At 62.3% G+C, this 25,961-nt stretch carries 19 protein-coding genes; 5 read left to right on the plus strand and 14 right to left on the minus strand.

Annotated features, from left to right (window positions below; translation table 11 throughout):
- Positions 1-51: 51 nt before the first annotated feature.
- The 3 genes from CHU95_RS13730 to CHU95_RS13740 form a co-directional block, all read right to left on the minus strand.
- Entirely contained in the window at positions 52-834 is a 783-nt protein-coding gene (locus tag CHU95_RS13730) for a type 2 periplasmic-binding domain-containing protein (protein ID WP_094456904.1), read from the minus strand.
- Positions 835-944: 110 nt separating this feature from the next.
- Positions 945-2,630 carry a methyl-accepting chemotaxis protein gene (locus tag CHU95_RS13735; protein ID WP_094456905.1) on the minus strand — a complete coding sequence of 562 codons (1,686 nt, stop codon included), beginning with the start codon at positions 2,628-2,630 and terminating at the stop codon, positions 945-947.
- A gap of 52 nt (positions 2,631-2,682) precedes the next feature.
- Positions 2,683-3,666, minus strand: coding sequence for an alpha/beta fold hydrolase (locus CHU95_RS13740; RefSeq protein ID WP_094456906.1), 984 nt, complete (start codon positions 3,664-3,666; stop codon positions 2,683-2,685).
- A gap of 113 nt (positions 3,667-3,779) precedes the next feature.
- On the opposite strand from CHU95_RS13740, the gene CHU95_RS13745 reads away from it, so the two are divergent.
- Together CHU95_RS13745 and CHU95_RS13750 are read left to right on the plus strand one after the other, a co-directional pair.
- Positions 3,780-4,244 carry a MaoC family dehydratase gene (locus CHU95_RS13745; RefSeq protein ID WP_094456907.1) on the plus strand — a complete coding sequence of 155 codons (465 nt, stop codon included), beginning with the start codon at positions 3,780-3,782 and terminating at the stop codon, positions 4,242-4,244.
- Between the two features lie 104 nt (positions 4,245-4,348).
- Entirely contained in the window at positions 4,349-5,287 is a 939-nt protein-coding gene (locus tag CHU95_RS13750) for a bifunctional riboflavin kinase/FAD synthetase (RefSeq protein WP_094456908.1), read from the plus strand.
- A gap of 2 nt (positions 5,288-5,289) precedes the next feature.
- On the opposite strand, the gene CHU95_RS13755 is transcribed toward CHU95_RS13750, so the two are convergent.
- The 10 genes from CHU95_RS13755 to fliF all read right to left on the minus strand — a co-directional run bounded on the left by CHU95_RS13755 (position 5,290) and on the right by fliF (position 19,267).
- Positions 5,290-6,585 (minus strand): DUF3422 family protein, encoded by a 1,296-nt coding sequence (locus CHU95_RS13755; protein ID WP_245838240.1) that lies wholly within the window; start codon positions 6,583-6,585, stop codon positions 5,290-5,292.
- 118 nt (positions 6,586-6,703) lie between these two features.
- On the minus strand, positions 6,704-9,889 hold the full coding sequence (locus CHU95_RS22120; RefSeq protein WP_133065528.1) for a hypothetical protein: 3,186 nt from the start codon (positions 9,887-9,889) through the stop codon (positions 6,704-6,706).
- 22 nt (positions 9,890-9,911) lie between these two features.
- A complete protein-coding gene (locus CHU95_RS13770) occupies positions 9,912-10,706 on the minus strand; it encodes a MinD/ParA family protein (RefSeq protein WP_094456911.1) in 795 nt (264 codons plus the stop codon).
- The gene (locus CHU95_RS13775) at positions 10,703-11,710 is read right to left on the minus strand and encodes a flagellar biosynthesis protein FlhF (RefSeq protein WP_094456912.1); all 1,008 of its coding nucleotides are present in this window, start codon (positions 11,708-11,710) and stop codon (positions 10,703-10,705) included. Before CHU95_RS13775 ends, CHU95_RS13770 begins: the two co-directional genes overlap by 4 nt.
- A 112-nt stretch (positions 11,711-11,822) precedes the next feature.
- Positions 11,823-13,940: a flagellar biosynthesis protein FlhA gene (flhA, locus tag CHU95_RS13780; RefSeq protein ID WP_094456913.1), complete on the minus strand. Its 2,118-nt coding sequence runs from the start codon at positions 13,938-13,940 to the stop codon at positions 11,823-11,825.
- Between the two features lie 55 nt (positions 13,941-13,995).
- Positions 13,996-15,537, minus strand: a complete 1,542-nt coding sequence (locus tag CHU95_RS13785) for a sigma-54-dependent transcriptional regulator (protein WP_094456914.1) — start codon at positions 15,535-15,537, stop codon at positions 13,996-13,998.
- Between the two features lie 43 nt (positions 15,538-15,580).
- Positions 15,581-16,474: a motility protein A gene (locus CHU95_RS13790; protein ID WP_094456915.1), complete on the minus strand. Its 894-nt coding sequence runs from the start codon at positions 16,472-16,474 to the stop codon at positions 15,581-15,583.
- 3 nt (positions 16,475-16,477) lie between these two features.
- Positions 16,478-16,807: a flagellar motor switch protein FliN gene (gene fliN, locus CHU95_RS13795; RefSeq protein ID WP_094456916.1), complete on the minus strand. Its 330-nt coding sequence runs from the start codon at positions 16,805-16,807 to the stop codon at positions 16,478-16,480.
- 39 nt (positions 16,808-16,846) lie between these two features.
- On the minus strand, positions 16,847-17,599 hold the full coding sequence (locus tag CHU95_RS13800; protein WP_094456917.1) for a FliH/SctL family protein: 753 nt from the start codon (positions 17,597-17,599) through the stop codon (positions 16,847-16,849).
- Between the two features lie 12 nt (positions 17,600-17,611).
- Positions 17,612-19,267 (minus strand): flagellar basal-body MS-ring/collar protein FliF, encoded by a 1,656-nt coding sequence (fliF, locus tag CHU95_RS13805; protein ID WP_207762499.1) that lies wholly within the window; start codon positions 19,265-19,267, stop codon positions 17,612-17,614.
- A 365-nt stretch (positions 19,268-19,632) separates the two neighbouring features.
- On the opposite strand from fliF, the gene dnaE reads away from it, so the two are divergent.
- From dnaE to CHU95_RS13820, 3 genes are read left to right on the plus strand one after another with little or no spacing between them, the layout of a single operon-like run.
- Positions 19,633-23,124, plus strand: coding sequence for a DNA polymerase III subunit alpha (gene dnaE / locus CHU95_RS13810; protein WP_094456918.1), 3,492 nt, complete (start codon positions 19,633-19,635; stop codon positions 23,122-23,124).
- Positions 23,125-23,126: 2 nt separating this feature from the next.
- Positions 23,127-24,584 (plus strand): calcium-binding protein, encoded by a 1,458-nt coding sequence (locus CHU95_RS13815; RefSeq protein WP_094456919.1) that lies wholly within the window; start codon positions 23,127-23,129, stop codon positions 24,582-24,584.
- Positions 24,585-24,617: 33 nt separating this feature from the next.
- Complete coding sequence (locus CHU95_RS13820) at positions 24,618-25,241, plus strand: hypothetical protein (RefSeq protein ID WP_094456920.1); 624 nt, start codon at positions 24,618-24,620, stop codon at positions 25,239-25,241.
- Positions 25,242-25,254: 13 nt separating this feature from the next.
- Here the strand turns inward: CHU95_RS13820 and CHU95_RS13825 are convergent, their stop codons facing one another.
- Positions 25,255-25,827 (minus strand): hypothetical protein, encoded by a 573-nt coding sequence (locus CHU95_RS13825; RefSeq protein ID WP_133065529.1) that lies wholly within the window; start codon positions 25,825-25,827, stop codon positions 25,255-25,257.
- Positions 25,828-25,961: the final 134 nt, after the last annotated feature.

A 25,961-nucleotide genomic window follows, 5' to 3' on the forward strand; every position in this document is an offset into this window, starting at 1 on the left:
TTCTTCGGCCAACGCCGTGGCGCTGCCCATCTGGTTCTTGAACGATACGCACTAGTTGGAAAAAGCGCCCTCGAGCTTCAGTTGCTCCATATAGCGATGGACCAGGCTTTCGCTGTCGATCTGTCCAAGGCCATGGATCAGGCTGGTATGCGCTAGTTTTGCCTTTTGACTGCTGTTGAAACAGACATGCAGCGGCTGCGGTGGGCCAAGTGGACGCTGGTTAAGGGTCAGGGCTGACATACCCGATTCAATTTCCGCTTGGTCGACCCCTGGCCGCATATAGGCAAACTGGCTGATCTCCACCACGGCTGCATCGGTACGGCCCGCGCGCAATTTTCGCAGGTTGGCGATATCCGTCGGGGCGACATCCAGGGTGACCAGTCCCTTCTGATGCAGATCGTTGATGATCGGCCCATTATCGTACCCGTCAACAACGCCGATCGACAGGCCTGACAGGTCGGATGGCACTGTCCAGCGTATGGGTAATTCCTGACGTTGCGCCAGCGCGTAACGGAAATGTCCAATCGGCTTTTCGGACAGGATGCCCTCAGCCGCTGCACATTCCGCCGCACTCGCCGTAAAGAAGCCGACATGGGGGCCGTCCACTTGCATGGCGGCCGCCACGGCCCGTTTCCAGGGAAGTACCGTTATGCGGATCGTATGACCCTGCGCGCCAAAGGCCGCGCGCAGGACGCTGGTCATTGACCCGCCCTGTGGCAGAGAACCAGAAAAGGGCGGCCATTCCAGGGTGGTGAATGACCATTCTTCGGCATGCGCGGATGCTGGGGCCAGAAGCGCCCCAAGAAGCACCGACAATGAACGCAGCCAACGCATAACCACTCCCGGCGACAACGACCTTTGCCGAAATTATGGCTTGGGCTGATGGCTGACAACATTGCCCCATATGACCGTAAGCGTGGTTTCCAGGCCGGCACCGTCTTGGTTTAGCCGGCACGCACCTGGGCGATAAACTCCTCGACTTGCCGGCGCAGACCTTCCGCTTCACGCGAAAGATCACCAGCCGATGACAGGAGACCGGCAGCACTGCTGCTGGTGCTCTCTGCCGCTTCGCGGACAGCTCCGATGTTGCCTGCAATTTCCGCCGTACCGGTGGCGGCTTGCTGCACATTACGGGCGATCTCGCGCGTGGCGGCATCCTGCTGTTCCACGGCGATGGCGATCTCGGCGGCGATCTCATTAATCTCGCCGATGGTTCGGGTTATCTCCGTGGTTGCAGACACGGCGCTGCCGGTGGCCTGCTGGATGGCGTTGATACGCGTGGTGATATCGTCCGTTGCTTTCGCGGTCTGACTGGCCAGGTTTTTTACTTCCGACGCAACCACGGCAAATCCCTTGCCCGCCTCGCCCGCCCGTGCGGCCTCGATGGTGGCGTTCAGGGCCAATAGATTGGTCTGGCTGGCAATTTCGGCAATCAACCGGACCACTGCGCCAATGGCGTCCGCTTCAGTTGCCAGGTCCTGAATAGTGCTGTTGGTTGCCTCGGCCCGGTTCGCCGCCGCGCGCGCGATAGTGGCGGAGCTGCCGACCTGTCGTGTGATATCACCGATGGAGGCTGTCATTTCCTCTGCCGATGCGGCCACGGTCTGCACATTGGCGCTGGTTTGATCGGTTGCAGCGGAAACGACACCGGTTCGGCCCCGTGCCTCCTCCGCCGATACTGAAAGCAGTTCAGCACTCTGATTGACCTGTGCGGCAGCGGCGGCAACGCGCTCGACGATGCCCATCACGCCACGCTCAAAGCTGTCCGCCAGCGTTATCATTGCTTGACGTCGCTCCACCTCGGTTCTGGTTTGCGCATCTTTTACCTGTTCGGCCAAACGCGCGGCTTCGACACCATTGGCCTTGAAGGTCTGTAAGGCCGCGGCCAGACGCCCGATTTCGTCATGTCTACCTAATCCGGGGACAGCAACGGACAGGTCGCCGTCTGCTACGCGGGCCATGGCAGCGGTGATGGCCTCGACAGGTCGGGCAATCGTCCAGGTGGAAATATAAAAGGCAAGGCCGCCCAGGACCAGGATACCGACGCCGACCGCGGCCAGAACTAACAGTCGGGACTGTTTTGCATCCGCCGTGGCAGCGGCGGACTGTGCTTTAACCGCTTCGCGCAGGTCGTCCGATAGCTTCAAGGCCTTGTCCCGCAGTCCATCCATGGATGGGTCAAAACGGTTGGATACATAGGCTAGGGCATCTGCGGGATTGCCAGCCCGGACCAGCGGAGCGATTTCCTTGAAAATCTCCTGGCTGGCCTGGATATCCCGCTGGATATCCGCGATGCGCGCCGCATAGCGCGGGGCGGCCTCTCGCGTACGGTCCAGATGGCCCGATGCCTGACCGAAATTGCGCACGCCGCGTTCATGGGCTTCCTGGATGCGCTTCTCGTCCGGCATCGACAGCAATTTGTAGCTTTGTCGACTGACGGCGGTGAGTTCCCGGACGGCGCGGACCACCTCCAGTGCGGCCGTCTGGTCACCATTCAACAGATGCGAGTACTGCGCATCGGTGTTGATAAGCCGGGCGGAGGCGAAAAGCCCCACGGCAACACCGAGGGCACCGAGCAGGCCGATGATGGCCAGAATGCGGGCAGAAATGCTAAGACGGCTGATATCCATGACCTGTTCTTGCTTTTTCTGGAAGTAGGTGGGTGATTGAGGTGATCAGGGGTTAAGCCTCAAGATTTCCGCCCCTGAGTGCAATGCCGATTTTTTCAATCAAGAATTGGTCGATGGCGGCCAGCACTTTGTCCCTCACCGCATCGGTCTCGATCAGCAATTCATGTTCGCCTTGTTCAAAGCGAATGAGGGTGCAGTTGGGCAGGCGGGCAGCCGCCCGGTCATGGCTGTGGGGCCGCACAATCCGATCGGCCCGTGCCGACAGGATCAGGATCGGCACCGCTACCTGCTCCAGCCGGTCCTGATCAAACAGATGTCGAATGGATGCAAAAGCGCCGTTCAACCACCCCCAACTGGCCCCGCCCAGCGCCACCGAGGGGTCGCGTTCCATCACCTGTTGCATCAGCGCGAACCGACGGGCATCGCTGGTCAGACGGTTACCTGCGAAGGGTAGGGGGTCCGCGGTCCAGCGGGGGCCCTGCAAAGGAGCATAGGCGTTAGCATAGCCTGCCTTCACCGCCTGTCGGGCCAGCCACATTGCCAGCCATTCCGGCAGGGGCGCTGTGTTAATCGCCAGCATGGGGGCGCTGGCAATGATGCCGGCAAAAGGGTGCGGCCGTTCGGCGACATACCGCATCAGACTGTGCCCACCCATAGAATGGCCCAGTGCCAGAAAGGGCCCCCTGACCTTTTCACGCCAATGGCCCAGGGCTGCGTCCAGATCGTCCAGGTACTGGTCGAAATAGCCGACATGGCCCATCATGTGATCGGGCAGGCACCGCGATGATCCGCCCTGACCGCGCCAATCCATGGAAAGGACATGCAGGCCGCGGGCCGTCAGATCGACAGCCAGTTCGCTATACCGTTCCACCTGTCCGGCCCGTCCCGGGAGCACCAGGATGGTTGGCGCTTCGGGGGCCGGCGGGATCGGGGCCTGCCAGCGGGATAGGCGCAGGTATTTACCATCACAGAGGTCCAGCCTCTCATGCACCCAGTGCCCGGCCTTATCCGTTACACCGCCCATAGCCCCGTCCATGCCGCCTCTCGTTCTGTGTGTCGGTTTGACCGGAACACGGGGCCCGGCCTATGGTTGCACCGGCACTGTAGGGGGCAGCGGCCCTGAACGCCAAGTCTGGGAGCACTGTCACGATGGATAATGTTGCGCGCCGTTCCGGCTTGGACCCGGCTGATCTTACCGGTTTTTATTTTGAAGACCTGTTTGACGGGATGAAGGGCATCTATGCCCGTACCATTACCGAGACGGATATCGTTATGTTTGCCGGCATTTCCGGCGATACCAATCCTATGCATCTGAACGAGGACTATGCCAAGGCGACGCCGTTTGGTGGGCGCATCGCGCATGGCATGCTATCAGCCTGCTTCATCACCACGGTCCTGGGGACGCGCTTGCCGGGACCGGGCTGCATCTATATGTCCCAGAATCTGCGATTCCGTTCGCCCGTGCGCATTGGGGAAACGGTGACCACCACGGTAACCGTGACGGGCCTGGTGCCGGAAAAGCGCCGTGCGATGCTGTCTACCATCTGTACGGTGGGTGACCGTGTGGTCATTGATGGCGAAGCGATGGTGATGGTACCCGGTCGGCCCGGTTGATTGTGCGCCGCTGCATTGACCGACAGGTGGGGATGGCGGGACTGGACCGCTGTCCCTGCTTGTGACTATACCCATGGCAGCATTCGTAACAATCCTGCGGCGCCATGTTGATTTATCGCCACACCACCGACCTTCCGGCCGCTATTCGCGGGTGTGCCGTGGCGCTGGGTAATTTTGACGGCGTGCATCTGGGGCACCGTGCCGTGATTGAGGCCGCCAAGGAAGCCGCTCGCCACCTGGGGGTACCAGCGGCTGTCTTGACCTTTGAACCCCATCCGCGCAGCCTGTTTCGCCCGAATGAGGCCCCTTTCCGTCTGACGCCGTGGCGGATCAAGGCGCGGCTGGTGGAGACACTGGGCATCGACGCTCTGTTCGAGGTGCGGTTCGATGAAGCTTTCTCCTGCCTGACAGCAGAGGAGTTTGTCCGCCAGATCCTGGTGGATGGGCTGCAGGCCGCCCATGTCGTTGCGGGCTATGATTTTGTCTTCGGGCATCGGCGTGGGGGCGATATGGATTTTCTGCGCGCCGCTGGTGAACGGTTCGGCTTTCAAGTAACGGAAGTGCGGCCTGTGTCTGGGCCCGACAGCACCGCTTATTCCTCGACCCGCATCCGTCGCCTGCTGGAAGCCGGGGAAGTGCGGGAGGCGGCATCCATCCTGGGCCATGACTGGGAAATCGAAGGCCGTGTCGATCATGGCGACAAGCGGGGCCGCACGATTGGGTTTCCCACTGCCAATATTGAGCTTGGCACCTATCAGCGTCCGCGTCTGGGGGTCTATGCGGTTATGGCTGGCCTGGACGAAGGATCACGCACCGCGTGGCACAAGGGTGTCGCCAATATCGGCCGCCGTCCCACCGTGGGCGGTGTAAGTGAGCGGCTGGAAGTTCACCTGTTTGATTTCGATGGCGACCTTTACGGCAAGCATTTGCGCGTACGCCTCTGCCACTTCATCCGCCCGGAAATGAAGTTCGAGAGTTTCCAGGCACTCAAAGATCAGATTGTGGCTGACAGCGCGCAGGCGCGGGAGTTGCTGGCGGGGTAAGCTCACTCTCGCGCCGACACGGCCCGGCGCAGGCGGCGGATGCCAATCCAGACAGCCGCCAGGATGGTGGGCACGGCGATGCCCGTCAGCAGGGATTTCGGCGGCAGGTGCGGGATTTCCGGCAGTCCCTCCACCACATATTTCACCAGCCCCAGCAGGTAATAGGTGATGGCGAAGACCGATAAGCCCTCCACCGCTTCCTGAATGCGAAGTTGGGTTCGGGCACGATGTTCCAGGCTTTTCAGGATCTCGGCATTCTGTTCGGCCCGCTGCACATCCACGCGGGTGCGCAGCAAAGAACTGGCGCGGCTGATGCCAGCGGCCAGTTCAGCCTGACGTCGTGCCACCGCCTCACAGGTGCGCACGGCGGGGCGGAAGCGTCGGTCCAGAAACACGCCCAGGCGCTGTAGCCCTGGTATCCGTTCCTCCCGTAACTCCTCCACCCGTTTCTCTACCAGTTCCGCATAGGCTGTGGTCGCCCCGAAGCGATAGCGGCAACGCACCGAAAGTGTCTCTGCTTCGGTCGCCAGCCTTGTCAGCGCGTCCAGCAATCCGTGTTCCTCCGCCATGTTGTTGGCGGTGGCGGTGCGGGCCACGATGCTTTCCAGCCTCTGTTCAAGGCTGGCCAGTTCCGGTCCGGCTTCCCGTGCCAGCGGCAGTCCCAACAGGGCTGTCATGCGATAGGTCTCGATCTCCAGCAACCGCTGCACGACACGGCCGGCATGGCTGGGCGACAGGCCTTTGTCCCGTACCAGCATGCGGGTGAACCCATCGGCGAACAGCCGGAAGTCCGTCCAGACCAGGGCTTCGCCACCTGCCACCTCGCTGCCCAGCACTTCCCCGCGTGGAAAAACGGCCGCCAGACTTTCCGGGTTATGGTGCGGTTCGCCGTCCGGTTCCAGGCGCAGGTGACAGGCCACAAGACGAAGGCCGGGCAGCCGAGCCAGCCAGTCGGCCAAGCGGGGCGACAAGGCTGACCATTCCCCGCTCTCTACCGCTTCCATGTCAGCGATGGTGATGGCGGTGAATTCGGTATGCCGTTCCCACTTCACGGTTCGGCCATCTACCAGCAACTGTACCTGTCTGAGTTCCGTTCCAGGCAGCGGTAAGCCCACGGCACGGCATAGGTCCAATAGGTGGGCATGGTCAGCCCCCAATTCCCCTGTCAGATGCGCGACATGGGTCAGACGGGCTGGCGTTGTGATGCGCATGTGCGGGCGCGCATGCAGTTCGTCATTCAGTTGCCCGCGCTGTGGGTGGTCTCGCCCCTCGATGCGCCCGTCCATCCCCGCCATCATAAAGGCCCCCCAACTTATCATTATGGTTAACTATGAAGTGGGCGCGTGGTTTTTGTCATGGGACATCTTGGCACGTGTCGCACCAGTGTCCTACAGCAGGGGGCTGCGGGCCAGAAGATCAGGCGCTGACGCCCGACCCGCGCTGCGCTGCTTGAACACGCGCCCAGGCATGGGCTCCTGTTTGGAACCCAATTGTCCCGGCATAACCTACAGTTTCCAGGCTGTCGCGGAAGATGGTGCCAATTGATTGTTTGAGGTCGGCTGGCAACAGGGTCTGGGTGCGGATCATCAGATCGAACCGGCCCGTCCAGACCATGCCGTCCAGTTGCATGGGGCCGATATGGCTGAAATTCAGGTCCAGCAAAAACCGCTTCGGCGCCGCGCGCCCGTCGCTGCGTGTGTCTTCACCCTCCTGCTCGGTCGCACTGCGCACATACAACTGTGCCCGCATCACCTGATCGGGGGTACCGAATGGGATCGGCATGGCACGCCAGCCATCAGGCGTAGGTTCTGCTGCTTGCCGCGCCGCCGCCTGGAAATCTTCACGCAATCGGGCCAGCAACTGCGCACCACCGCGGGCTGTCAGCAGTTCAGTTGCCTCACCGCCTAACCACCCGGCGGCATCGCCACCCCGCAGTGCGGCAATGAAGAAGGTCAAATTGGTGGTCAGGCGTTTGGTTGGCTGCGGCAGGGCATTAGCGGCGATGGCACGGGCCAGCGCGGGATCGGCTGCCATCAGGCTGCTCATCACCTCTCGTAGGGCCGGCCAGTCGCTGCCTTGCACTGGGTCCAGCGGCGGCAGAAGGGCTGAAAGGTCACGGTTTTGCGGTATCTCCAGGGATAGGGTCAGGTTCGTACCGGGCGGCAGATCAGTACGGGCGCGCAGGACAAGCATGCCTTGTGGGGTCGTTACCACGGGCTGCCCCTGTGCCGTAGTGCCGACCAAGGTGCCAGTAATGCTATTGGCCACCATTGTGTCTGGCATGGTGTCCGCCGCAGGGGGCATGAACGGCCCACCCTGCTGCTGCGCGGCGCTGGCCACAGCCAAAACCCGCAGTTGGACAGCCTGCCCATTGGGCAGCGGGGCCGGCTTGGTGGGGCCACCGGTTGGCGTGGTTGTGGCCGCAAAGGTGGCCCCTATCGTGGCGGTGGCTGGTTTTTCATCCTCCCGGGCTTTCGCCATAGGGGGCTCTGGTTCCAGCAATGGCGCCCGACTCGGTCGCGTCGGTACGGATGGTGGTTCGACCGGCGCAGGGGCGGCCGCCTTCGGGGGTGGTCGCGTCGGTGCTGCTGGTGCGGGGAATGGCTGTGGCAATGACTGTGCGGGTGCGGGTGCGGGTGTGGTTGCGGGTGGTGGTGCCAATCCGGGTGCCGGTGAGGGCGTTCCGGCTGGTACCGTTGCAGGAGCGGTGGCCGGCGCCGGTGTACCCATTTCCCGAATCCGTGCTTCGCGTATCGGCGGGGTGGGCAGGGCCGGCATGGGGCGCGGCGGTTGGTTGGGTGGCGCGGGAGTAATCGGGGTGGTTGCTGGTGCGGTCGCCCCCGGCTGCCTGCTCCCGTCGCGTGCGCGGGCTTCCTGGACCGGGGCTTGGTCCTGGAACTGCATGGCTGGGTCAGCCGGCTTGGTCGGGGGGATGGGGGGCGGGTCTACCTTAATCGTTGCGGGCGCTGTGGGGGCGGCTGGCCCCATGCGATCACGCAGGCGGGCCAACTCGGGTGGCGCGATCGGTGGTGCCAACTGTTCGGCTGGCAGCTTGGGGGCGCCCGTGCCTGTCGCGGGGCGCGTTGGCGGGGCGGTCGGGGGGAGGGGAGGCAACCCGTCGCGGGCGCGGGCCAACGGCAGGCTAGGCGTTACCGGCATATCCTGGGGTGCCGGGCTGGGTTGGGTCGGTGCGGGTGCCGTTGAGGTCGCCGCAGTGGCAGCAGGCGACCCGTTCCGCCCCCCTATTTCCGGTGTTAGCTGTCCCGTTCCTGTTGGCGCCGGGCGGAATGGAGGCTGCGGCGCCGGCCCAGTGGGTGATGGAATGGTGGGACGGGCAGTTGCCGGCGCCACTTCCACACCACCGCGTGCGCGCGCCAGCTTGCCTGGGCTATCGTCGCCCGCTGACGGCGGCGGCAGCGCACTGTCCAAGCGGCCAGGGCCCGGTAGGTCTGGCTTGATGGGACCGGCTGGCGGTTGTCCTTTTACGCTGCCCTCTGTTGGTGCCTTGACCAGTCCAGGCACCGGCGCTGTGGGAACCGTGGGTACAGAAGCGGGCGTCGTGGCAACGGTTGGCGACGGGCTGCGCAGCCGGGCCTCCACAGCCGGTCTGCTCTCGCTGGGCGCTGCCTCCAGATCGTTAAAGGCAAACAGTCCGGACGCGGGTGTCGTGGGGATACTGTAACGTGCCATCCGTGCTGCCCGTGCGGCGTCGCGGTCGGCGGCCAGTTCGGTGCGTGCCGGCGGTGGCGATACATTGCCCTTCGCTGTCGCCTCCGGCTGTTCCGTTGCGGGCCTGGACACCGGGATTTCTGGCGGGGCTGCCACGGCGGGCACCGGTTGCGCGCCTGCCAAACTGGCCAGGGAAGTCAAAGGTCCTACGCCACACGCCTGGACCGGTGGAATGATGGCTCCCCCCGTCATGTTGCCGCCTGCTGCGGAAGTCGGGGGCGGCTGGGGTGCTGGTGCGGCGTTTGGTGCCGGTGTCGGTAGGGATGGGAGTGACGGTGCCAGTGACGGTGCTGGTGGCACAGTGCGGGCTGGTGCGCGCGGCGCCATCCCGTCGCCAATGTCGAGCAAGTCGGTCAGGCTGCTTGACGCTGCGGGCGTGGCCGTGTTGACCGGGGGCGTGGTTGACGGGGGGCGGGGTTGGGTTGCGGCCACAACGATGGCGGCGATGGTTGCGCCTGGCTGTATCTGCGGCAGCGCTTGTATCGGTGGCACAGGTGTTTGTGCAGCGGCCGCCTGACTGGTGGCTGGCGTGCTGACAGGTGCCGGGGTCTGCGGGGGCGGTGGCGCCAGCGCAGCCGCACGGGGGGCAACCCCTGCTACCTGCGGCGGGATGCGCAGGGTGACGGGTCTGTCGGTGGGCAGCGGTGTGGTCGTTTCCACCGTCACGTCGCCGGCGGCGGTCCGGATGGTCGCCTTGCCCTCTTCCTGTGCCACTACTTGGCCGGAAACCACAAGGGCTCGGTCCAGCCCCACCAGTTTGTCTGGAAGGGCCCGAACAATGACCTCAGCCAGCGGCACCAGACCGGGGCCAGCGGCGGCTGGCCCCGTTGCCGCGCTCGGTCCAGTCAGGCCCGGGGGCAGGGGGGCAGACATGGGCGTCGGCCCGCCCGCCCGGTCAACCGGCTGTCAGCTTCTGCGCCAGCGCCATGATGTCGTGTGCAGCATCGGAGGTGGGAGAACGGACCAGCAGCGGCGTCTGCGTCTTGATGCTTTCCCGTACCTTCATGTCGCGACGGATGATGCCGGCCAGTTGCGGGCTTTTGCCCAGGAACTTGCGGCAGGCCGCCAGCAGCGTTTCGTAGGTCTTGTCCCCCTCGGCCCGCGTCTGCGCCATGTTCACGACGATGCGCAGATCGGCCATCGGGTTGGCCTGGTAGGACAGCTTCAGGAAGGCGTAAGCATCGGTGATGCTGGTCGGCTCATCCGTCGTCACCACCAAAGAAATGCCGGCAGGTGCCGTGAAGGTGCGGACATTGCGGTCCACGCCAGCGCCCAAGTCGATGACGATATTATCGTAGGACCGGGCAAGATCGGTCAGGTCATTGCGTAACTGGGTCAATTTTGCCGGGGGCAGATTGGCCAAGCTGCCGGACCCGGAACGGCCGGCAATAATGTCAAACCCGCCTTCATTATAGCGGGTGGTAGCGCCGCCCAGCGTTACCATGCCGTCGATCACCTGGCCCAGGTCACGCTTGGGCATCAAGCCCAACTGGATGTCAACGTTGGCAAGGCCCAGATCGCCGTCGAACAGCAGGGTCTTACGGCCCAGCTTGCTCAGCGCATGCGTCAGGCTGATCGAGAAAAAGGTCTTGCCGACCCCCCCTTTACCGCTGGCGACAGCCAGGATGTTACGCTGGCGCAGCGGTGTGACATTGGCGGAGGCGGCCATCATCGCGGACAGGTCGTTCATGCGTGGGTCCCCGTTTGCTTGGCTCGCCGCTGTTCGGCTTGCAGTTCCGGCATCATCATCTTGGCTAAAATTGTCGGCGTCAGGGCAGTCAGCCCATCGGCAACTTTTGTCGTCGCACTCACATCTGCAAAAGCCAGGCCAGCCTCATGTGCTGCGGCCAACAGGCTTCCGTAGCGTCGGGCCATGTCCATGCGGGTGGCCAGAAGGCGTTTGGCACCGATAGCGCGGAACGCCTTGGCGATTTCCACTGCCTCAACCGGATCAAGCCCAGCGGGCATTACCAGCACCGGTTCGATGTCGGTGGCGGCCACAAACTCCCGCAAATCCTTCATATCCTGGGCGTTGTATGGGTTGCGGCCGGCACTGTCGACCAGCACCTGCTCCATCCCGCGGGACACTTCCACTGCATCCGACAGGGCCGTCGGGTCCTCCACCGTGATCAGGCGCAGTTTCAGCACGCGGGTGAAGGCCTGAAGCTGCTCGATGCCGCCGGCCCGGATCGTGTCGGTTGAGATTACCCCGACCGGTCTTTTCTGCAGGGCACAGCGAGCACACAGCTTGGCGACGGTCAAAGTTTTCCCACCACCGGGGGGACCGACCAGCATGAAGGGTCGCGGAGCGCGGCCATCGGGCAGCGGTTGAAAGCTGAACACCGCGTCCAGCGCTGCGGCCATGGCCATCAGCGGATCGCGGGTGTCAAAATCTTCCAGACTGTCGACCAATCGCTGGTTCAACTCCGCCGGCACACCGTGGCGCAGAAGTGTATCGGCAACGACATCAACGGGCTCTGGCCCTTCCGGTTCCAGGAAACGCAAGGGATTGGCGGCGGCGACCGGCGAATGGGTGGCCAGCATGCCCTCATCTTCTTCGATGGCGGCAGTGACGCGAACACCGACGCCTTCCTCCTCGCGGGTGGCCACGATGATGGCGTCGTCGCCCAGCACCTCGCGGACAAGCCGCATGGCTTCCTGCATGGATGGCGCATGGAACGATTTCAGACGCATGCCGACCCCGCCTTCCCGGCCCTCCAGCCCTTGTTGATTCGTCGATCCACCACTATAGCAGCCTTTCCAGCGAAAGCCCTAGGGCGGTGGAGGTATCCTCCCGTTGGTCCCATCAGATCTGCCCCAATGTCTTGATCTTGGCCTTGGGATGGATCTCGTTCTGCGACATGACCACCGTGGCTGGCCGGAACCGCTCAATGATCGAGCGCACGAACGGGCGGATCAGGGGGGAGGTCAGCATGACCGGCGCTTCGCCCTGCATGGCGAACTTCTCGAACGATTGACGAACAGCGGTGATGAACTGTTGCAGGCGTGACGGCGCCATGGACAATTGCCGCTCGTCCCCGTCACCGACGATGCTCTCTGCGAAGGCCTGTTCCCATTCCGGCGACAGGGTCACCAGGGGAATGAAGCCCAGATCGTTAGTATTGCTGTCGGAAATCTGTCGGGCCAGCCGGGCACGCACATGTTCGGTGATCTGGGTCATGTTCCGGGTGTAAGCGGTGGCCTCTGCAACACCCTCCAGGATCGTGGGCAGGTCGCGCACCGATACCCGCTCGCCCAGCAAGTTTTGCAACACGCGCTGCAGGCCCCCGATGGTGATCTGGGCCGGCACTACGTCACCCACCAGCTTCTGGTGTTCCTTGCCCATCTCGTCCAGCAGCTTCTGCGTCTCCGCATAGGAGAGCAGGTCGGCCATATTGTCCTTGATGATTTCGGTCAGGTGTGTGGTGACCACGGTCGGTGGATCGACCACGGTGTAGCCCTTGAACAGGGCCTCCTCACGATAGGCGCCATCGATCCACATGGCGGGCAGGCCGAAGGTCGGCTCAGTTGTGGCTTCCCCTGGCAGTCCGATACGATCACCACGGGGGTCCATGCACAAGAGCATGTTGGGCCGCACATCGCCCCGGCCGGCCTCGATCTCCTTGATGCGGATCAGATAGGTGTTCGGGGGTAGCTGGAGGTTATCCTGGATGCGCACCGCCGGCATGATGATGCCGATTTCACCGGCCAACTGCCGGCGCAGGCCCTTGATCTGATCGGTGAGGCGGTGCCCGGCCTCTGAACTGATCAATGAGAGCAGGCCATAACCCAGCTCAAGGCGGACCAGATCGATGGCCAGAGCCGTAGAAATGGGCTCGTCGGTCACCGGGGCCGGGGCTGCCGCCGCTGCGGCTTGGGTTTCCTGCTCCGCTTCCAGCGCGGCGCGCATCATTTTGGTCTTGGGCAGGTAATAAGCAGCGGCAGCCAAACCAAGCGCCAGCAGGCTAAACGGGATTTTCGGCATGCCAGGCAGCAGGCCGATGGCCATAACCACAGCGGCCGTCAGGCCCAGAGCGGTGGGATAGAAGGTGAGCTGGCCAAACACGGCTTTGTCGGTGGACCCGGTGGAGCCCGACTTCGAGACCATGAGACCGGCAGCCAGCGATACCAGCAGGGCCGGGATCTGCGACACCAGACCGTCACCGACCGTCAACAGCGTGTAGGTCTGGCCCGCCTCCAGGAACTCCATGTCCTTCTGGGCGATGCCGATGATCATGCCGACAACAATGTTCAGGAAGGTGATGACGAGGCCTGCCACAGCATCACCGCGCACGAACTTCGACGCACCATCCATCGATCCGAAGAACTGGCTTTCATCTTCCAGCTCTTTGCGTCGGGATCGCGCCGTGGCCTCATCAATCAGCCCGGCGGAGAGGTCGGCGTCGATGGCCATCTGCTTACCCGGCATGGCATCCAGGGTGAAGCGCGCCGCCACTTCGGCGATACGACCAGAACCCTTGGTGATGACGCTGAAATTCACCAGCATCAGGATGCCGAACACCGTCACGCCGATGATGAAGTTACCGCCCATAATAAATTCGCCAAATGTCGCGATGACATGGCCGGCGGCCTCCGGTCCCTCATGGCCATGCCCCAAGATCAGACGGGTCGAGGCTAGGTTGAGGGCGAGACGCAGCATGGTACTGACCAGCAGGATGGTCGGGAAACTGCTGAACTCCAGGGGCTTCTGGATCGACAGCACCGTCATCAGGATCAGGACGGAGAAGGCAAAAGAAATGGTCAACCCCACATCCAGAAGGAAAGTGGGTAGCGGAATGATCAGAACCACCACGATGGCCAGAATGGCAATCGCAAATCCCACCTCGCCGCGTTTTAGCGACTGGCCGATAAGGCGCAGGGCATCCTGGGCGGAGCCAATATTTGTCTGCGGTTGGTCGGTCATGGGCGGTGGTCTTGGATCTCTGTCTTAGCGATGGTTTCGATAAAGAGTTGGGCGGTCATCCTACCGCTCGGTCATCCTCCACACCGCCAGCTGGCGGGGGTACAGCCACCCCAAACTCGCTGTACTCCTTCAGTTTGTTGCGCAGGGTTCGGATTGAGATGCCCAGAATGTTGGCGGCATGGGTGCGATTGCCCAGCGTATGTTTAAGGGTGTCGATGATCAGATCGCGCTCGACATCGGCGACGGTGCGACCGACCAGCGCCTGCGTGGCCGACCCGCCCGGCATGAAATTGCTGCCGGCATCAGCCAAAGGGATCACCGGTGCTGGGGGCGGCGGCGGATAGGGCTGTGGCGCATAGGGCTGCGGCGAGTAGATCGACGCATTGCCATAGGAACTGGCGGCGCGGGCTGCGGCTGGCATCACCGGCTGTGGTGCCGGTGGCGGCTGATAGGCGGGGGCCTGTGGTGCCGGTACCGCTGCTGCTACATAGCCGGGTTCCGCCCCGGTCAGCAGGATGGCATCCGTACCGATCTCCGTCCCGCGCGACAGCAGGACGGCGCGGTGCATGGTGTTCTCCAACTCGCGCACATTACCGCGCCAATGGTGCGATTGCAGCAGAGCCATGGCCGCCGGTCCCACCGTTCGTTCCGGCAGCCCATTCGCTTCGGAATATTTGGTGGCGAAGTGCTGCGCCAGCAGGGCGATGTCATGCGGGCGGTCACGCAGAGGCGGCAATTGCAACGCCACCACATTCAAGCGGAAATACAAATCTTCGCGGAACCGACCGGCTTTGGCTTCCGACAGCATGTCGCGGTTGCTGGTTGCCAGAATGCGGATATCGACTTTGACCGGCGTATTGCCGCCCACTCGATCGATCACACGCTCCTGGATAGCGCGCAGCAGTTTGGCCTGTAGACGCAGGTCCATCTCCGAGATTTCGTCTAACAGCAGGGTGCCGCCATTGGCTTCTTCGAACTTGCCGATGCGCCGGGCGACGGCGCCGGTGAAGGCCCCCTTTTCATGCCCGAACAACTCGCTTTCCAGCAGGTTTTCTGGAATGGCGGCGCAGTTGACCGACACGAACGGCGCATTGGATCGCCGGCTTTTCCGGTGCAGGTACCGGGCCATCAATTCCTTACCGGTCCCGCTTTCACCGGTGATCAAGACTGAGGCATCAGACGGTGCGATTTGATCGGCTAACGAGAGGGTGGCGGCCATCGCGGGGTCGCGGCTAACAATCGCATGGCTTTCTTCCGCCACTGCCTCCAGAACAGCGGCAATCAGGTTGGCATCTGGCGGCAGCGGGATGTATTCCTTGGCCCCGGCCCGGATGGCCTTCACCGCAGCCTGGGCATCGGTGCCCACGCCACAGGCGACCACCGGTACCGCGAACCGTTCATTCTTTAGGGCATCGACCAGGATGCGCACATCCAGCTTGACATCGATCATCACCAGATCGGCGCCCTGCCCGGTGCGCAGCGCATTGAGCGCGCCTTCGATACTGTCCGTATGCGCGACCTTCGCCCCCTTTTGCAGGGCGATCTTGCCGGCGGCGCTGATATAGCCTTCGAGTGTTCCCACGATCAGAAGACGCATCGTTCTACCCTTTCACTCACCGGTCCGGTCGCTCAAAACAGGTTTATTGTTCATAGGCTGACACCCGCATTTCGGGCGGCAGCACCGTATTGATCATCACTTCCAGTCGCCGTGGATTCTCCTGCCGGGCCACGGAACCGGCAGCCAGCAGGTAAAGACCATCGACCAGCGCCTCACGTTCGGCATTTCGATCGATTTTGGCGGCGATGGGCGAAAACACCATGGAACCCAGGATGGCACCATAAAAGGTGGTGATCAGGGCCACGGCCATGGCAGGCCCGACCGTTGATGGGTCTGACAGATTGCCCAGCATCTGTACCAGCCCGACCAGTGTGCCGATCAGACCCATAGCCGGTGCCACCTCCGCCGCCCGCCGCATCACCGCCGATGCGGTACGCGCCCGGGACAGGTTCGCCTCGATCTCTGTCCGCAGAATGCGTTCGGCATCATCGGCGGGTAGTCCATCGGCGATCAGTTCCACCGCTTTGGACAGTACGGGCCAGGGTCTGGTGCTGGTTGCCAGCGGCTGCAATGCCAACGGACCGGATCGCCGCGCAAATTCCGCCAGGGACAGCGCCGTCTGCGCCGCTGCGCGCGGGTCCGGTGTATTGGCGACCATCGTAGCCGACAACGCCTTCAGGGCGGCGCGCATGTCGGAACCGCTGAAAGAAATGGTGGTGATTGCGGCGGTCCCCCCCAACACGATCAGCACCGAGGGGATATCGATGAATGAGCCAATCCCGCCGCCGCCCATGACCAGGGCCCCCAACACCAGCAGCAGACCCGATGACAGCCCAAAGATGGTGGCCAGATCCAGCCGTCGCCGCATACGTGGTAAAGGCGGGGCCTTGGCGGGGGGTGTGGCCGCTGCTGCTGCCGGTGCCGCTGGCGGCGGCGGGGCAGGGGGGCGGTTGCGGCTGGTGGCGCGATCGCTCATGGCTTACGCCCGCTCTGTCTTGATGATTTCGGTCATGGTCACACCCAGCCGGTCTTCCACCACAACCACTTCACCGCGGGCCACCAGACGGTTGTTGACATAGATATCAATAGCCTCGCCCACCTTGCGATCCAGCTCAACCACAGCGCCCTTGTTCAGGCGCATCAAGGTGCTGACCTGCATGTTGGTCTTGCCCAGCACGGCCGAGATCTGAACCGGGATGTCATAAACGGACTCCAGGTCCTTGACGACCGGAAGGGCTTCAAGCTCTCCCCCGCCGCCACCACGGTTGTTCTCGAAATCGCTGAGCGACATATCCTCTTTGCCGGCCATCTCAGCCCCTATCCCCGGTCATCGCGACACCCGTCATGTTCATAGCGCCACCTCCCGCCGGTTGGCAGCGCCAAGCTGTTCCGGCCCACCGGGGAAGTCGGCCAGAAGGTTGCCGGCCAAACGTTCGATGTCGGCCCACAGGCGCCCAACCTCCCGTTCGGCACCGCCGGCGGCCCAATCGACCTTCACATCCATTTCCCCCAGCTTGGGGTCGGCCAGCACCGTTACCTGACCACCAAACCCATGGCGCAGGGCCATATCGCCAATCCGGCCGCGCAATTCGTCAAACCAGCGTTCATGGACGCGGAAGACCAGCTTTGGTTCCTCTACCAGTTCCTCCAGGAAGGCGGCGATCACACCTTCCATCTCCGTCAATCCCTGTCGTTCCACCAGTCCGGGCCACAGCTTGCGGAAAATGGCCAATGCGATACGGGAGGTGTTCTGCTGACGAAGCTGTGCTTGCTGATTTTGCACGTTGACCAGTTGCTTGAGACTGTTCTCCACCGCCCGCAGGGCGGCGGCGAGTTCCTGCTGGTCCTGTGTTTCCGCTTGCTCTTTGCCCTGGGCGATACCTTCGGTCAGGGCGGCGGCACGCGCCTGCTCCTTCGCCAGCCGTACCTGCTGCTGCAATTGCTCAAGGCTGAAGGTAGGCGGCGGTGGTGGGGGTGGGGGGGCCGGCGGTAGTTCCGGCTCTGGTTCTGGTGGCGGAGCGGAGCCGGCAGCCTTTCCCGCCGGGTTCCCGAACCCGTCTTCAAAATCCTGCTCAAACAAGAACTTCTGGATGGTGGCCATGCCTCAGAAGCCTCAATTTTCCTGATAGAGCCAGTTGCGGATGATCGATACAGCCTCTTCTGGATGCTTTTCGACAATCTCGCCCACTTTACGCAGCGAGGAGGCGCGCACGCGGCCATCGACACGGTTGATGTCGATCATCTGTTCCAGTTCTTCGTTGGCCTGCGCGGCTTCCATGGCCAGTTCTCGGGCCAGAGCGCCGCCGCCGGGTCCGGCAAGCTGCGGCATTCCGCTGCCATCAGCCAGAAGGTCGGGCTCTTCATCCAATTGTGGCGAGCGGTCCAGTGCGCGTGTCACCAGCGGCTTGATCACCAGGAGGATCACCAAGATGGCGACAATGGCCAGGATCAGCGTCTCCGCAATGCGGATCACGTCGGCTTTCGGCATGCCGAAAATGGTCTCTTCCATCGCGGCCAGCTCGTCATCCGGCCGCGCGAACTCCATCGGGACCACTTCCACACTGTCGCCGCGTGACGCGTCAAAGCCCACGGCAGCCTGAACCAGGCGCTGCATCTGCGCCAGCTCTGCCTCCGTGCGGGGCTTATAGGTGCGGGTCCCATCCTCGGCGGTCGTGTAGGTGCCATCCACCAGCACGGCCACGGACATACGCCGAACCTGCCCTGTCTCCCGCTCATGGACCTTCGTCGTCTTGGAAATCTCGTAATTGACGGTTTCTTCCGACCGGTTGCGCGTTTCCCTGTTCGCGCCGGCAACGGCATCAGCCGCGTCGGCATTGGGCAGGTTGTTGGCGACGGTGACAGGGTCAACACCGTCACGGTTGGTGCTGTCGCTGTTTTCCGTCACCGACTGCGTGCCACGCACCACCTGGCCTTCGGGGTCATAGATCTCGCTGTTGGTGGTGATGCGGTCAAAATCCATTTCGACCGAGACCTGGGCTTGCACCCGTCCCATACCCACCGACCGGCCCAACAGTTCCTCGATGGTCTGTGTCAGCTCCCGTTCGCGCGCTAGACGCCGCTCCTCGGCGCTAGCAGCCATAGCTTCAGGCGTATTGGGGCGTAGACCGCGGGAGAGCAGGTTGCCTTTATCGTCAAGAATGGAGACGTTGGCTGGCTCCATCTGTGGAACGGCGGTGGACACCAACTGCTGGATGGCCGCAACCTGTTCCTTAGATAATGGTTTTCCGGGCTTTAGCTTCAGCAGGACCGATGCTGTTGCGGTCTGCGCCTGACGGGCGAACAGTTCGCGCTTTGGCAACACCAGATGCACACGGGCCGCCTGCACCTGTTGCAGGGTCTGGATGGAGCGGACAAGCTCGCCCTCCTTGGCGCGGAGCTGTTGCATCTGCTGCATGAAGGCGGTGGTCCCCAACCCTTCGGGCTGGTTAAAAATCTCATTGCCGACATTGCCGCCGGTCGGGATGCCCTGTTGTGCCAGCGTCATCCGCAGCCGGCCCACCTGATCGGCCGGCACTTCGATCCGTGTACCGTCCGGGGATGCCCTGTACGGGATCTGCTGCGCTTCGAGCTGCTGAACGATGGCTCCACCGTCCGACGGCGAAAGGTCGGAATAAAGCAGCGCGAGGTTCGGTGTCGACCATTGTCCCGCAAAGAAGACAAGGGAACCAATGGTGATAAGCACAGCGGCCCCGATCCCCGCCAGGCGCAGGGTGCCGAGATTCCGCAAGGTTTGCAGAAACGACTCCACGTGGATCATCTCCTGTGAGGCGAGGACGCGTTTGGGCCACAAAATACTAGCGTTTTCCCGCCTTTACGAGGTGCTTTGCATCCAAGTCGTGAAGTTTGGCGGTGTCAACTGGGCAATTTTTGCCCGATTCGTTCGCACTGTGACATAAAAACAACGCATCGTGCAATGTCCATTGGGTTACATGCAGGGCGCGATGCGGAATGCAAAATGCCCTGCCGGCTTCCCGGCTGAACCCAGAAATAGCAAAAGCAATGCCACGAGCTTGAGGTCGGCACGGCTCCCTACCCGATGACAGAGTCGCAATTGGACTGTCTTCCGCGTTAATGTCCCCTAGACCCATCCCGTCGCCGCAGGCATCCCGCCCTATGTCCGCCGATCCCGGTTTCATTCATCTGCGTGTCCATTCCGCCTATTCGCTGGCCGAAGGGGCGATTAAGACCAAAGAACTGGTGAAGCTCTGCCTTAAGCATGGCTATCCGGCGGTAGCGGTGACCGACACCGGTAATCTGTTTGGCTGCCTGGAATTCGCCATGGCGGCATCGGATGAAGGTATTCAACCCATCATCGGCTGCCAGATCTGGGTCACGCCCTATGGGCCGCAAAAAAGGATCGGTGGCCGTGTCCTGGGGCCGGGCGCTGACCAGTTGGTTCTCCTGGTGCAGAGCGAGCAGGGCTATCGTAACCTGATGCGTCTTGTGTCGGTTGCCTTCATGGAGACCGAGACGGGCTTGTTGCCGCAGGTCTCCTTGGAGAAGATGGAGGGATTAACCGAAGGGTTGATCTGTCTGACCGGTGGAGTTGGGGGGGGACTGAACCGCCTGTTGCTGGATGGGCAAAAGTCGCATGCGCTGGATCTTCTTGAACGGCTCAAGACCCTGTTTCCGGGCCGACTGTATATTGAGTTGATGCGCCATGTAGAGGGGCCGCTGGCTCAGGCGGAAGAAAAGGTCGAACCCGACCTGATCGACCTTGCCTATGCCCATGATATTCCATTGGTCGCAACCAATGACGCTTACTACGCCGCACCCGACATGTACGAGGCCCATGATGTGCTGCTGTGCATCGCAGAGGGCGCCTATGTCATGCAGGAAGAACGGCGTCGCGTCTCTCCCCATCATTATTTCAAGTCACCGCAGGAGATGCGGGAGCTGTTTGCCGACCTTCCCGAGGCGGTGGATAACAGTGTGGTGATCGCCAAGCGTTGTGCCTACATGCCGCGCAAGGTGAACCCTATCCTGCCACCCTTCGCCACGGAGGGCGGGCGAGCAGAGCCGGATGAGCTGCGCGTGCAGGCCCATGATGGCCTGACCTACCGCCTGAACAAGTATGTTTTCAGCAGCGGCATGGCGGTGGATGAGAAAGAGAAGATCGAGAAGGAGTACCGGGAGCGCCTTGACTTCGAGTTGGATACGATCATCAAGATGAAGTTTCCCGGCTACTTCCTTATCGTGTCGGACTTCATCAAATGGGCTAAAGACCACGGCATTCCAGTCGGGCCGGGCCGTGGATCGGGTGCCGGTTCCCTTGTGGCCTGGTCGCTGTTGATCACCGACCTGGACCCTATCCGCTATGGCTTGCTGTTCGAGCGCTTCCTGAATCCGGAACGTGTATCGATGCCCGACTTCGATATCGATTTCTGCCAGGATCGCCGTGAAGAGGTGATCAAATATGTTCAGCAGAAATATGGCATCGACAAGGTCGGGCAGATCATCACCTTTGGTAAGCTGCAGGCCCGTGCGGTCGTGCGCGATGTGGGGCGTACATTGCAGATGCCCTATGGTCAGGTGGACCGTATCTGCAAGCTGATTCCCAATAACCCCGCCAATCCCGTCACCCTGCAACAGGCACTCGATGGGGAGCCGCAATTGCAGGAAATGAAGCGCGGGGATGAGAATGTCGCCCGTCTGCTGACCATTGCACTGCGTCTGGAAGGCCTTTACCGCCACGCTTCCACACACGCAGCCGGCGTGGTCATTGGCGACCGGCCGCTGGATCAACTGGTGCCAATGTACCGCGATCCTAGGTCCGACATGCCGGTCACGCAGTTCAACATGAAATATGTTGAACTGGCAGGGCTGGTGAAGTTTGACTTCCTGGGCCTGAAGACACTGACGGTGTTGAAAACGGCCGTGGATCACGTCCGCGACCTGGGGCCTGAACTGGACCTGCTGGATCTGGATATGGAGGACAAGAAGTCCTACGACATTCTGGGCCGGGCGGAGAGTGCGGGTGTTTTCCAGCTCGAAAGTTCGGGTATGCGCGACGTACTGCGCCGCATGAAACCGAACCGGATAGAGGACATCATCGCGCTGGTGTCGCTCTACCGTCCCGGTCCCATGGATAACATCCCCAAATACATTAAAGTGAAGTTCGGGCAGGAGGCGCCCGATTACATGCACCCGGCGCTGCAGCCCATCCTGGAAGAAACCTTCGGTATCATGGTCTATCAGGAACAGGTGATGCAGATCGCCCAGGTTCTGGCCGGTTACTCGCTGGGCGGTGCTGACCTTCTGCGCCGCGCCATGGGCAAAAAGATCAAGGAGGAAATGGAGAAGGAGCGGGCCAAGTTCATTGCCGGCGCCAGGGAAATGCGCGGGGTGGAGGAGGAACAGTCCGGTCTGATCTTCGACCAGGTCAACAAGTTTGCCGGGTACGGGTTCAACAAGTCACACGCCGCCGCCTACGCCTTGGTCGCCTATCAGACGGCTTTTATGAAGGCTAACTACCCGGTCGAGTTCATGGCGGCCACCATGACCTATGATATGGGTAACACTGACAAGCTAAACCAGTTCCGCCAGGAGTTGGTGCGCTTGGGCATCCGTTTGCTGCCCCCAGACGTGAACGCATCGGCACCGCGCTTCCGCGTGGAGACGCTGGCCGATGGCAGCCGGGCTGTGCGCTATGCCCTGGCCGCGGTCAAGGGTGTCGGGCAACAGGCTATGGAAATGGTCGTCCGCGAACGTGCCGCCAACGGCCCGTTTAAGGACATTTTCGATTTTGCTCGCCGTGTTGACAGTTCGGCCCTGAACAAGCGGATGCTGGAAAAACTGGTCTGTGCCGGCGCTTTTGACAGTTTGAATCGCAACCGTCAGCAGCTTTTCGCGGGTCTGGAAACAGTGGTGCGATACGCCCAGGCCGAGGCGCAGCAGCGGGAAAGCGGCATGGCCAGCCTGTTTGGCGGCACGGAAGCCATGAAGGCCCCCGACCTGCCTAAGGTGCCGGACTGGGACCCGCTGGAACGCTTGCGGCATGAGTTCGAAGCCATCGGCTTCTACCTGTCCGCCCACCCGCTGGACAGTTTCGCCCCGGCCATGACCCGCATGAAGGTCGTAAAGTTCAGCGAACTGCCGCGCCTGATGCGCGACGCCAAATCCACGCGGTTCAAGCTGGCGGGGATTGTTGTTGCAAAACAGGAACGAACGGCAAAAAGCGGGAACCGTTTTGCTTTCGTAACGCTATCAGATGCCTCTGGTGTCTTTGAAGTGACCCTGTTCGCCGAAACGCTGGCGCAGAGCCGTGAGATGCTGGAGGCGGGCAGGGCGGTGCTCTTGTCCGTCGATGCGCAAAAGAATGGCGAGGAGTTGCGCCTGACCTGTCATGGCGTGCAGTCGCTTGAGGATGAAGTTGCGAAGACTGCCGCGGGTTTGCGTATTCTTCTGGATGATGTGCATGCTGTGGCCGCCATCAAGACGACCCTGGGCCGTTTACCGCCGGGCCGAGGTAAGGTAACGCTGGCCGTGGAACTGGATGCCCTTCGGGAGGTGGAGATCAGTCTTCCCGGTGCCGTCGCCATCAATGCCGCCAGCCGAGGGGCCTTCAAATCCATCCCCGGTGTGGTTGAAGTGCAGGAGCTCTAATCATGACCACCCCTCGTCCGCAGGCCGCTCCCGGCCGGTCGCTCACCGGCACAAGCAGTGCCGAACGGCTGACCGGGACCATGGATGACGACACCCTGAATGGTGCCGCCGGAAATGACACTCTGGATGGGGGGGACGGTAATGACTTGGTCGTCTTCGATCATCTTCTGGCCATCAATACGGGCCTGACCCTTACGATCAGCACCGACCGGATCAGCATTACCGGTGGCGAGGTCGATACACTCATCAGCATCGAACAGGTGCATCTGACCGGAACCCGCTTCAGCGATGTGATTACAGGCAGTGACCGGCCGGAGAAGCTGGATGGTCTGACGGGTGCGGATACGATCGCTGGCGGGCCGGGTGATGACACAATCATCGGGGGCGCCAATGTCGACAGCCTGACAGGTGGCGAGGGTCGCGACCAGTTCTGGTTCTATGGCCCTGACGCCGGCGGCTATGATCGGATCACCGATTTTAATACCGAAGACGCGCTGCTGTTTCATCGCAATACCGGCGGACAATGGCTGTGGCTGCCGATCAGTGCCGTATCGCCCGGTACAGGCGCGGGCCTGCTCGCCGGACAAGTGCATGTGCAGGTGATCACCGGCGGTGTGCAGTTGCTGATCGGACTGGATGACAGTGCCGGTTTCGATATGGGCGTCGGTTTGGCCGGCACTTACGTGCTGACGGATTTTGAGGCTGTTGCCGGGCAGGTCCGCCTTGCCACCGCACGCAATCTCACCGGAACGGCGGGTGACGACCTGCTGCTGGGTAGCCGCTTCGCCGACACACTTTCCGCTGGTGCTGGTGACGACCGGCTGTTCGGCGGGGCCGGGGCGGATGTGCTGACAGGCGGCCCGGGCATCGATGCTGCAGGCATGAAACTGGCCTTTGCTGAGGTGACCATCTCCCGGCTGCCTGATGGCAGTACCCAGGTCACGACCATGGAAGCCGGTTTGGCCGTCACCGACCGGCTGATTGATATGGAACTGCTTTATCTGTCTGACCGTGTTGTGCTGCTAACCCCCGCCGCGACTGAGGCGCCGACGGCGGGGTTGGTTCTGGGGTTCAGCGAGGCTGGATATCTGGCAGCCAATCCGGACGTAGCGGCGGCGGTTGCGGCCGGCGGTTTTGCCAGCGGGCTTGCCCATTACAACGCCTTCGGCAAAGGCGAAGCGCGGTCCACCACGGTGCTGTTTGATCCTGACTGGTATCTGGCTCGCAATCCCGACGTCGCGGTGGCGGTGGCACAAAGGGCGACGACGGCGCTGGACCATTATCTGATCAATGGCTGGCGGGAAGGGCGCGATCCCTCGGCGGCCTTCGATACGTCCGCTTACTTGGATCGCAATCCGGATGTCGCGGTCGCCGGCGTCAACCCCCTGGTCCATTTTATCGGCTGGGGAATGAACGAAGGGCGCATCATCACGGCTGCGGACAGCGCCTGGATCGGGTAGAAGCGGGGCTCTTCTTTTGGGGAGCATCGGTTCATGAGCAAAGCCTATTGGGATTTGGAACAGCCACGGGGGCGGTTACTGCCGGCAGTTGCGGCCGGTCTGGTACCTGTCCTGCTGGTTTTGGTCGCTGTCGGGCTGCTGCTGGTCCGCCCGGCTTTCCGTGGCTTGGACCATGCCCAGGCGGTGTTATCGGCGGCCAGCGAACTGCGCTCTACCAGCCGCGCGTTACAGCGCGACGTGCTGCTGTTGATCTTTGATGAGCCGACGCGGGGAAAGACGGGCCAGCGCCTTGTCACCAGGCTGCCCGAGTTCCGCGCCTTGGCGGAGCGTCTGGGCACTGAACTGGACCCCGTCGATCCTGACACAGCCCGGCGCATCCGTGACACGCATGCGGCCTTGGCCGATGGGGTCGCTGCCGTCGTTACATCTGTGCAGGCGCGGGAAGGCATCGACGCCAACTGGCGGGTGCAGCAGGAACGCGTACTCGCCGCTGAAATCCCAGCGGCACGCACGAACGATCCGATCATCGAACAATACCGGGCCTATGTGACCGCTTCACTGGGTGAGGTAAAAACTGCCCTTTGGCTGTGCTTTGGGTTGGTGTTCGTCGCCTTGGGCTTTGGGGTAGCGTCCGCGGCTGTCGTGCTGCGGCGGTAACGGTCCCCCGGTGTTAGGCCGGCTGATGGCCGCTCAGTAACTCGACGGCATTGGCTAGAACCCTGGCGTCGGTCTGGGCATACAGGGTTGTAGCGCGTCCATGGATGGCGGACCCCGGCGTGACGCGCAGCAATCGGGCAAGATCGTCATTGGCCACCAGCCGCAGGAACCCGGCTGGTCGGCTTTTGAATGACACACCACAGGCTGACAGGATCGCCCCAAAGGGGATACGCCGCTGACGCACCGCGAACAGCGCACCCGGCGGCAGCGCATCCAGGTGGATTTCGATCAAGCCCAATTCGGCTGGTGTTCCGCTTGCCGCACCTGACAGCAAAACATGCCGGCGCAGCAGATTGCCCTTCTCTTCGGTATGTAATACCGACAGCCGCATCTGCTCTCCCCAGAACGCTTCCAAGGTGGCGGTCATACCATGGTCATGTACCAGCAAACGGCGGGGTACATCCGGCAGCCCGCTCCCATCCAACCACAGCGGTGGCACCGGCTCACGACCAGGGGATTGCGAACGGAGAAAATCCGTCAGCAGGTCGGGAGCATCATTGGTCGGCAGCGAAGGGGCGGTCATCATCACGGGGCCAGAAGCCATCGGGGTGCGGGCACAGGCGGCACGCGCGGCGGACCATAGCCACGACCGGGCCAGTTGCCAAGGCATGGCGGACCTGCGCTATCGGGCTTCACGGAATTGGAACCATGGCGCCATGA

Origin of the sequence: Niveispirillum lacus (assembly GCF_002251795.1) — a bacterium.
GTDB lineage: Bacteria > Pseudomonadota > Alphaproteobacteria > Azospirillales > Azospirillaceae > Niveispirillum > Niveispirillum lacus.

Excerpts from the sequence above, each read along its gene's own strand:
- CHU95_RS13740 (WP_094456906.1), bottom strand. The coding sequence starts at position 3,666 with ATGGACGGGGCTATGGGCGGTGTAACGGATAAGGCCGGGCACTGGGTG.
- CHU95_RS13770 (WP_094456911.1), bottom strand. The coding sequence starts at position 10,706 with ATGAACGACCTGTCCGCGATGATGGCCGCCTCCGCCAATGTCACACCG.
- CHU95_RS13755 (WP_245838240.1), bottom strand. The coding sequence starts at position 6,585 with ATGATGGCGGGGATGGACGGGCGCATCGAGGGGCGAGACCACCCACAG.
- CHU95_RS13815 (WP_094456919.1), top strand. The coding sequence starts at position 23,127 with ATGACCACCCCTCGTCCGCAGGCCGCTCCCGGCCGGTCGCTCACCGGC.
- CHU95_RS13785 (WP_094456914.1), bottom strand. The coding sequence starts at position 15,537 with ATGCGTCTTCTGATCGTGGGAACACTCGAAGGCTATATCAGCGCCGCC.
- CHU95_RS13820 (WP_094456920.1), top strand. The coding sequence starts at position 24,618 with ATGAGCAAAGCCTATTGGGATTTGGAACAGCCACGGGGGCGGTTACTG.
- CHU95_RS13800 (WP_094456917.1), bottom strand. The coding sequence starts at position 17,599 with ATGGCCACCATCCAGAAGTTCTTGTTTGAGCAGGATTTTGAAGACGGG.
- dnaE (WP_094456918.1), top strand. The coding sequence starts at position 19,633 with ATGTCCGCCGATCCCGGTTTCATTCATCTGCGTGTCCATTCCGCCTAT.
- CHU95_RS13745 (WP_094456907.1), top strand. The coding sequence starts at position 3,780 with ATGGATAATGTTGCGCGCCGTTCCGGCTTGGACCCGGCTGATCTTACC.
- CHU95_RS13790 (WP_094456915.1), bottom strand. The coding sequence starts at position 16,474 with ATGAGCGATCGCGCCACCAGCCGCAACCGCCCCCCTGCCCCGCCGCCG.
- CHU95_RS22120 (WP_133065528.1), bottom strand. The coding sequence starts at position 9,889 with ATGTCTGCCCCCCTGCCCCCGGGCCTGACTGGACCGAGCGCGGCAACG.
- CHU95_RS13825 (WP_133065529.1), bottom strand. The coding sequence starts at position 25,827 with ATGATGACCGCCCCTTCGCTGCCGACCAATGATGCTCCCGACCTGCTG.
- CHU95_RS13735 (WP_094456905.1), bottom strand. The coding sequence starts at position 2,630 with ATGGATATCAGCCGTCTTAGCATTTCTGCCCGCATTCTGGCCATCATC.
- CHU95_RS13750 (WP_094456908.1), top strand. The coding sequence starts at position 4,349 with ATGTTGATTTATCGCCACACCACCGACCTTCCGGCCGCTATTCGCGGG.
- CHU95_RS13775 (WP_094456912.1), bottom strand. The coding sequence starts at position 11,710 with ATGCGTCTGAAATCGTTCCATGCGCCATCCATGCAGGAAGCCATGCGG.
- fliN (WP_094456916.1), bottom strand. The coding sequence starts at position 16,807 with ATGGCCGGCAAAGAGGATATGTCGCTCAGCGATTTCGAGAACAACCGT.
- flhA (WP_094456913.1), bottom strand. The coding sequence starts at position 13,940 with ATGACCGACCAACCGCAGACAAATATTGGCTCCGCCCAGGATGCCCTG.
- CHU95_RS13730 (WP_094456904.1), bottom strand. The coding sequence starts at position 834 with ATGCGTTGGCTGCGTTCATTGTCGGTGCTTCTTGGGGCGCTTCTGGCC.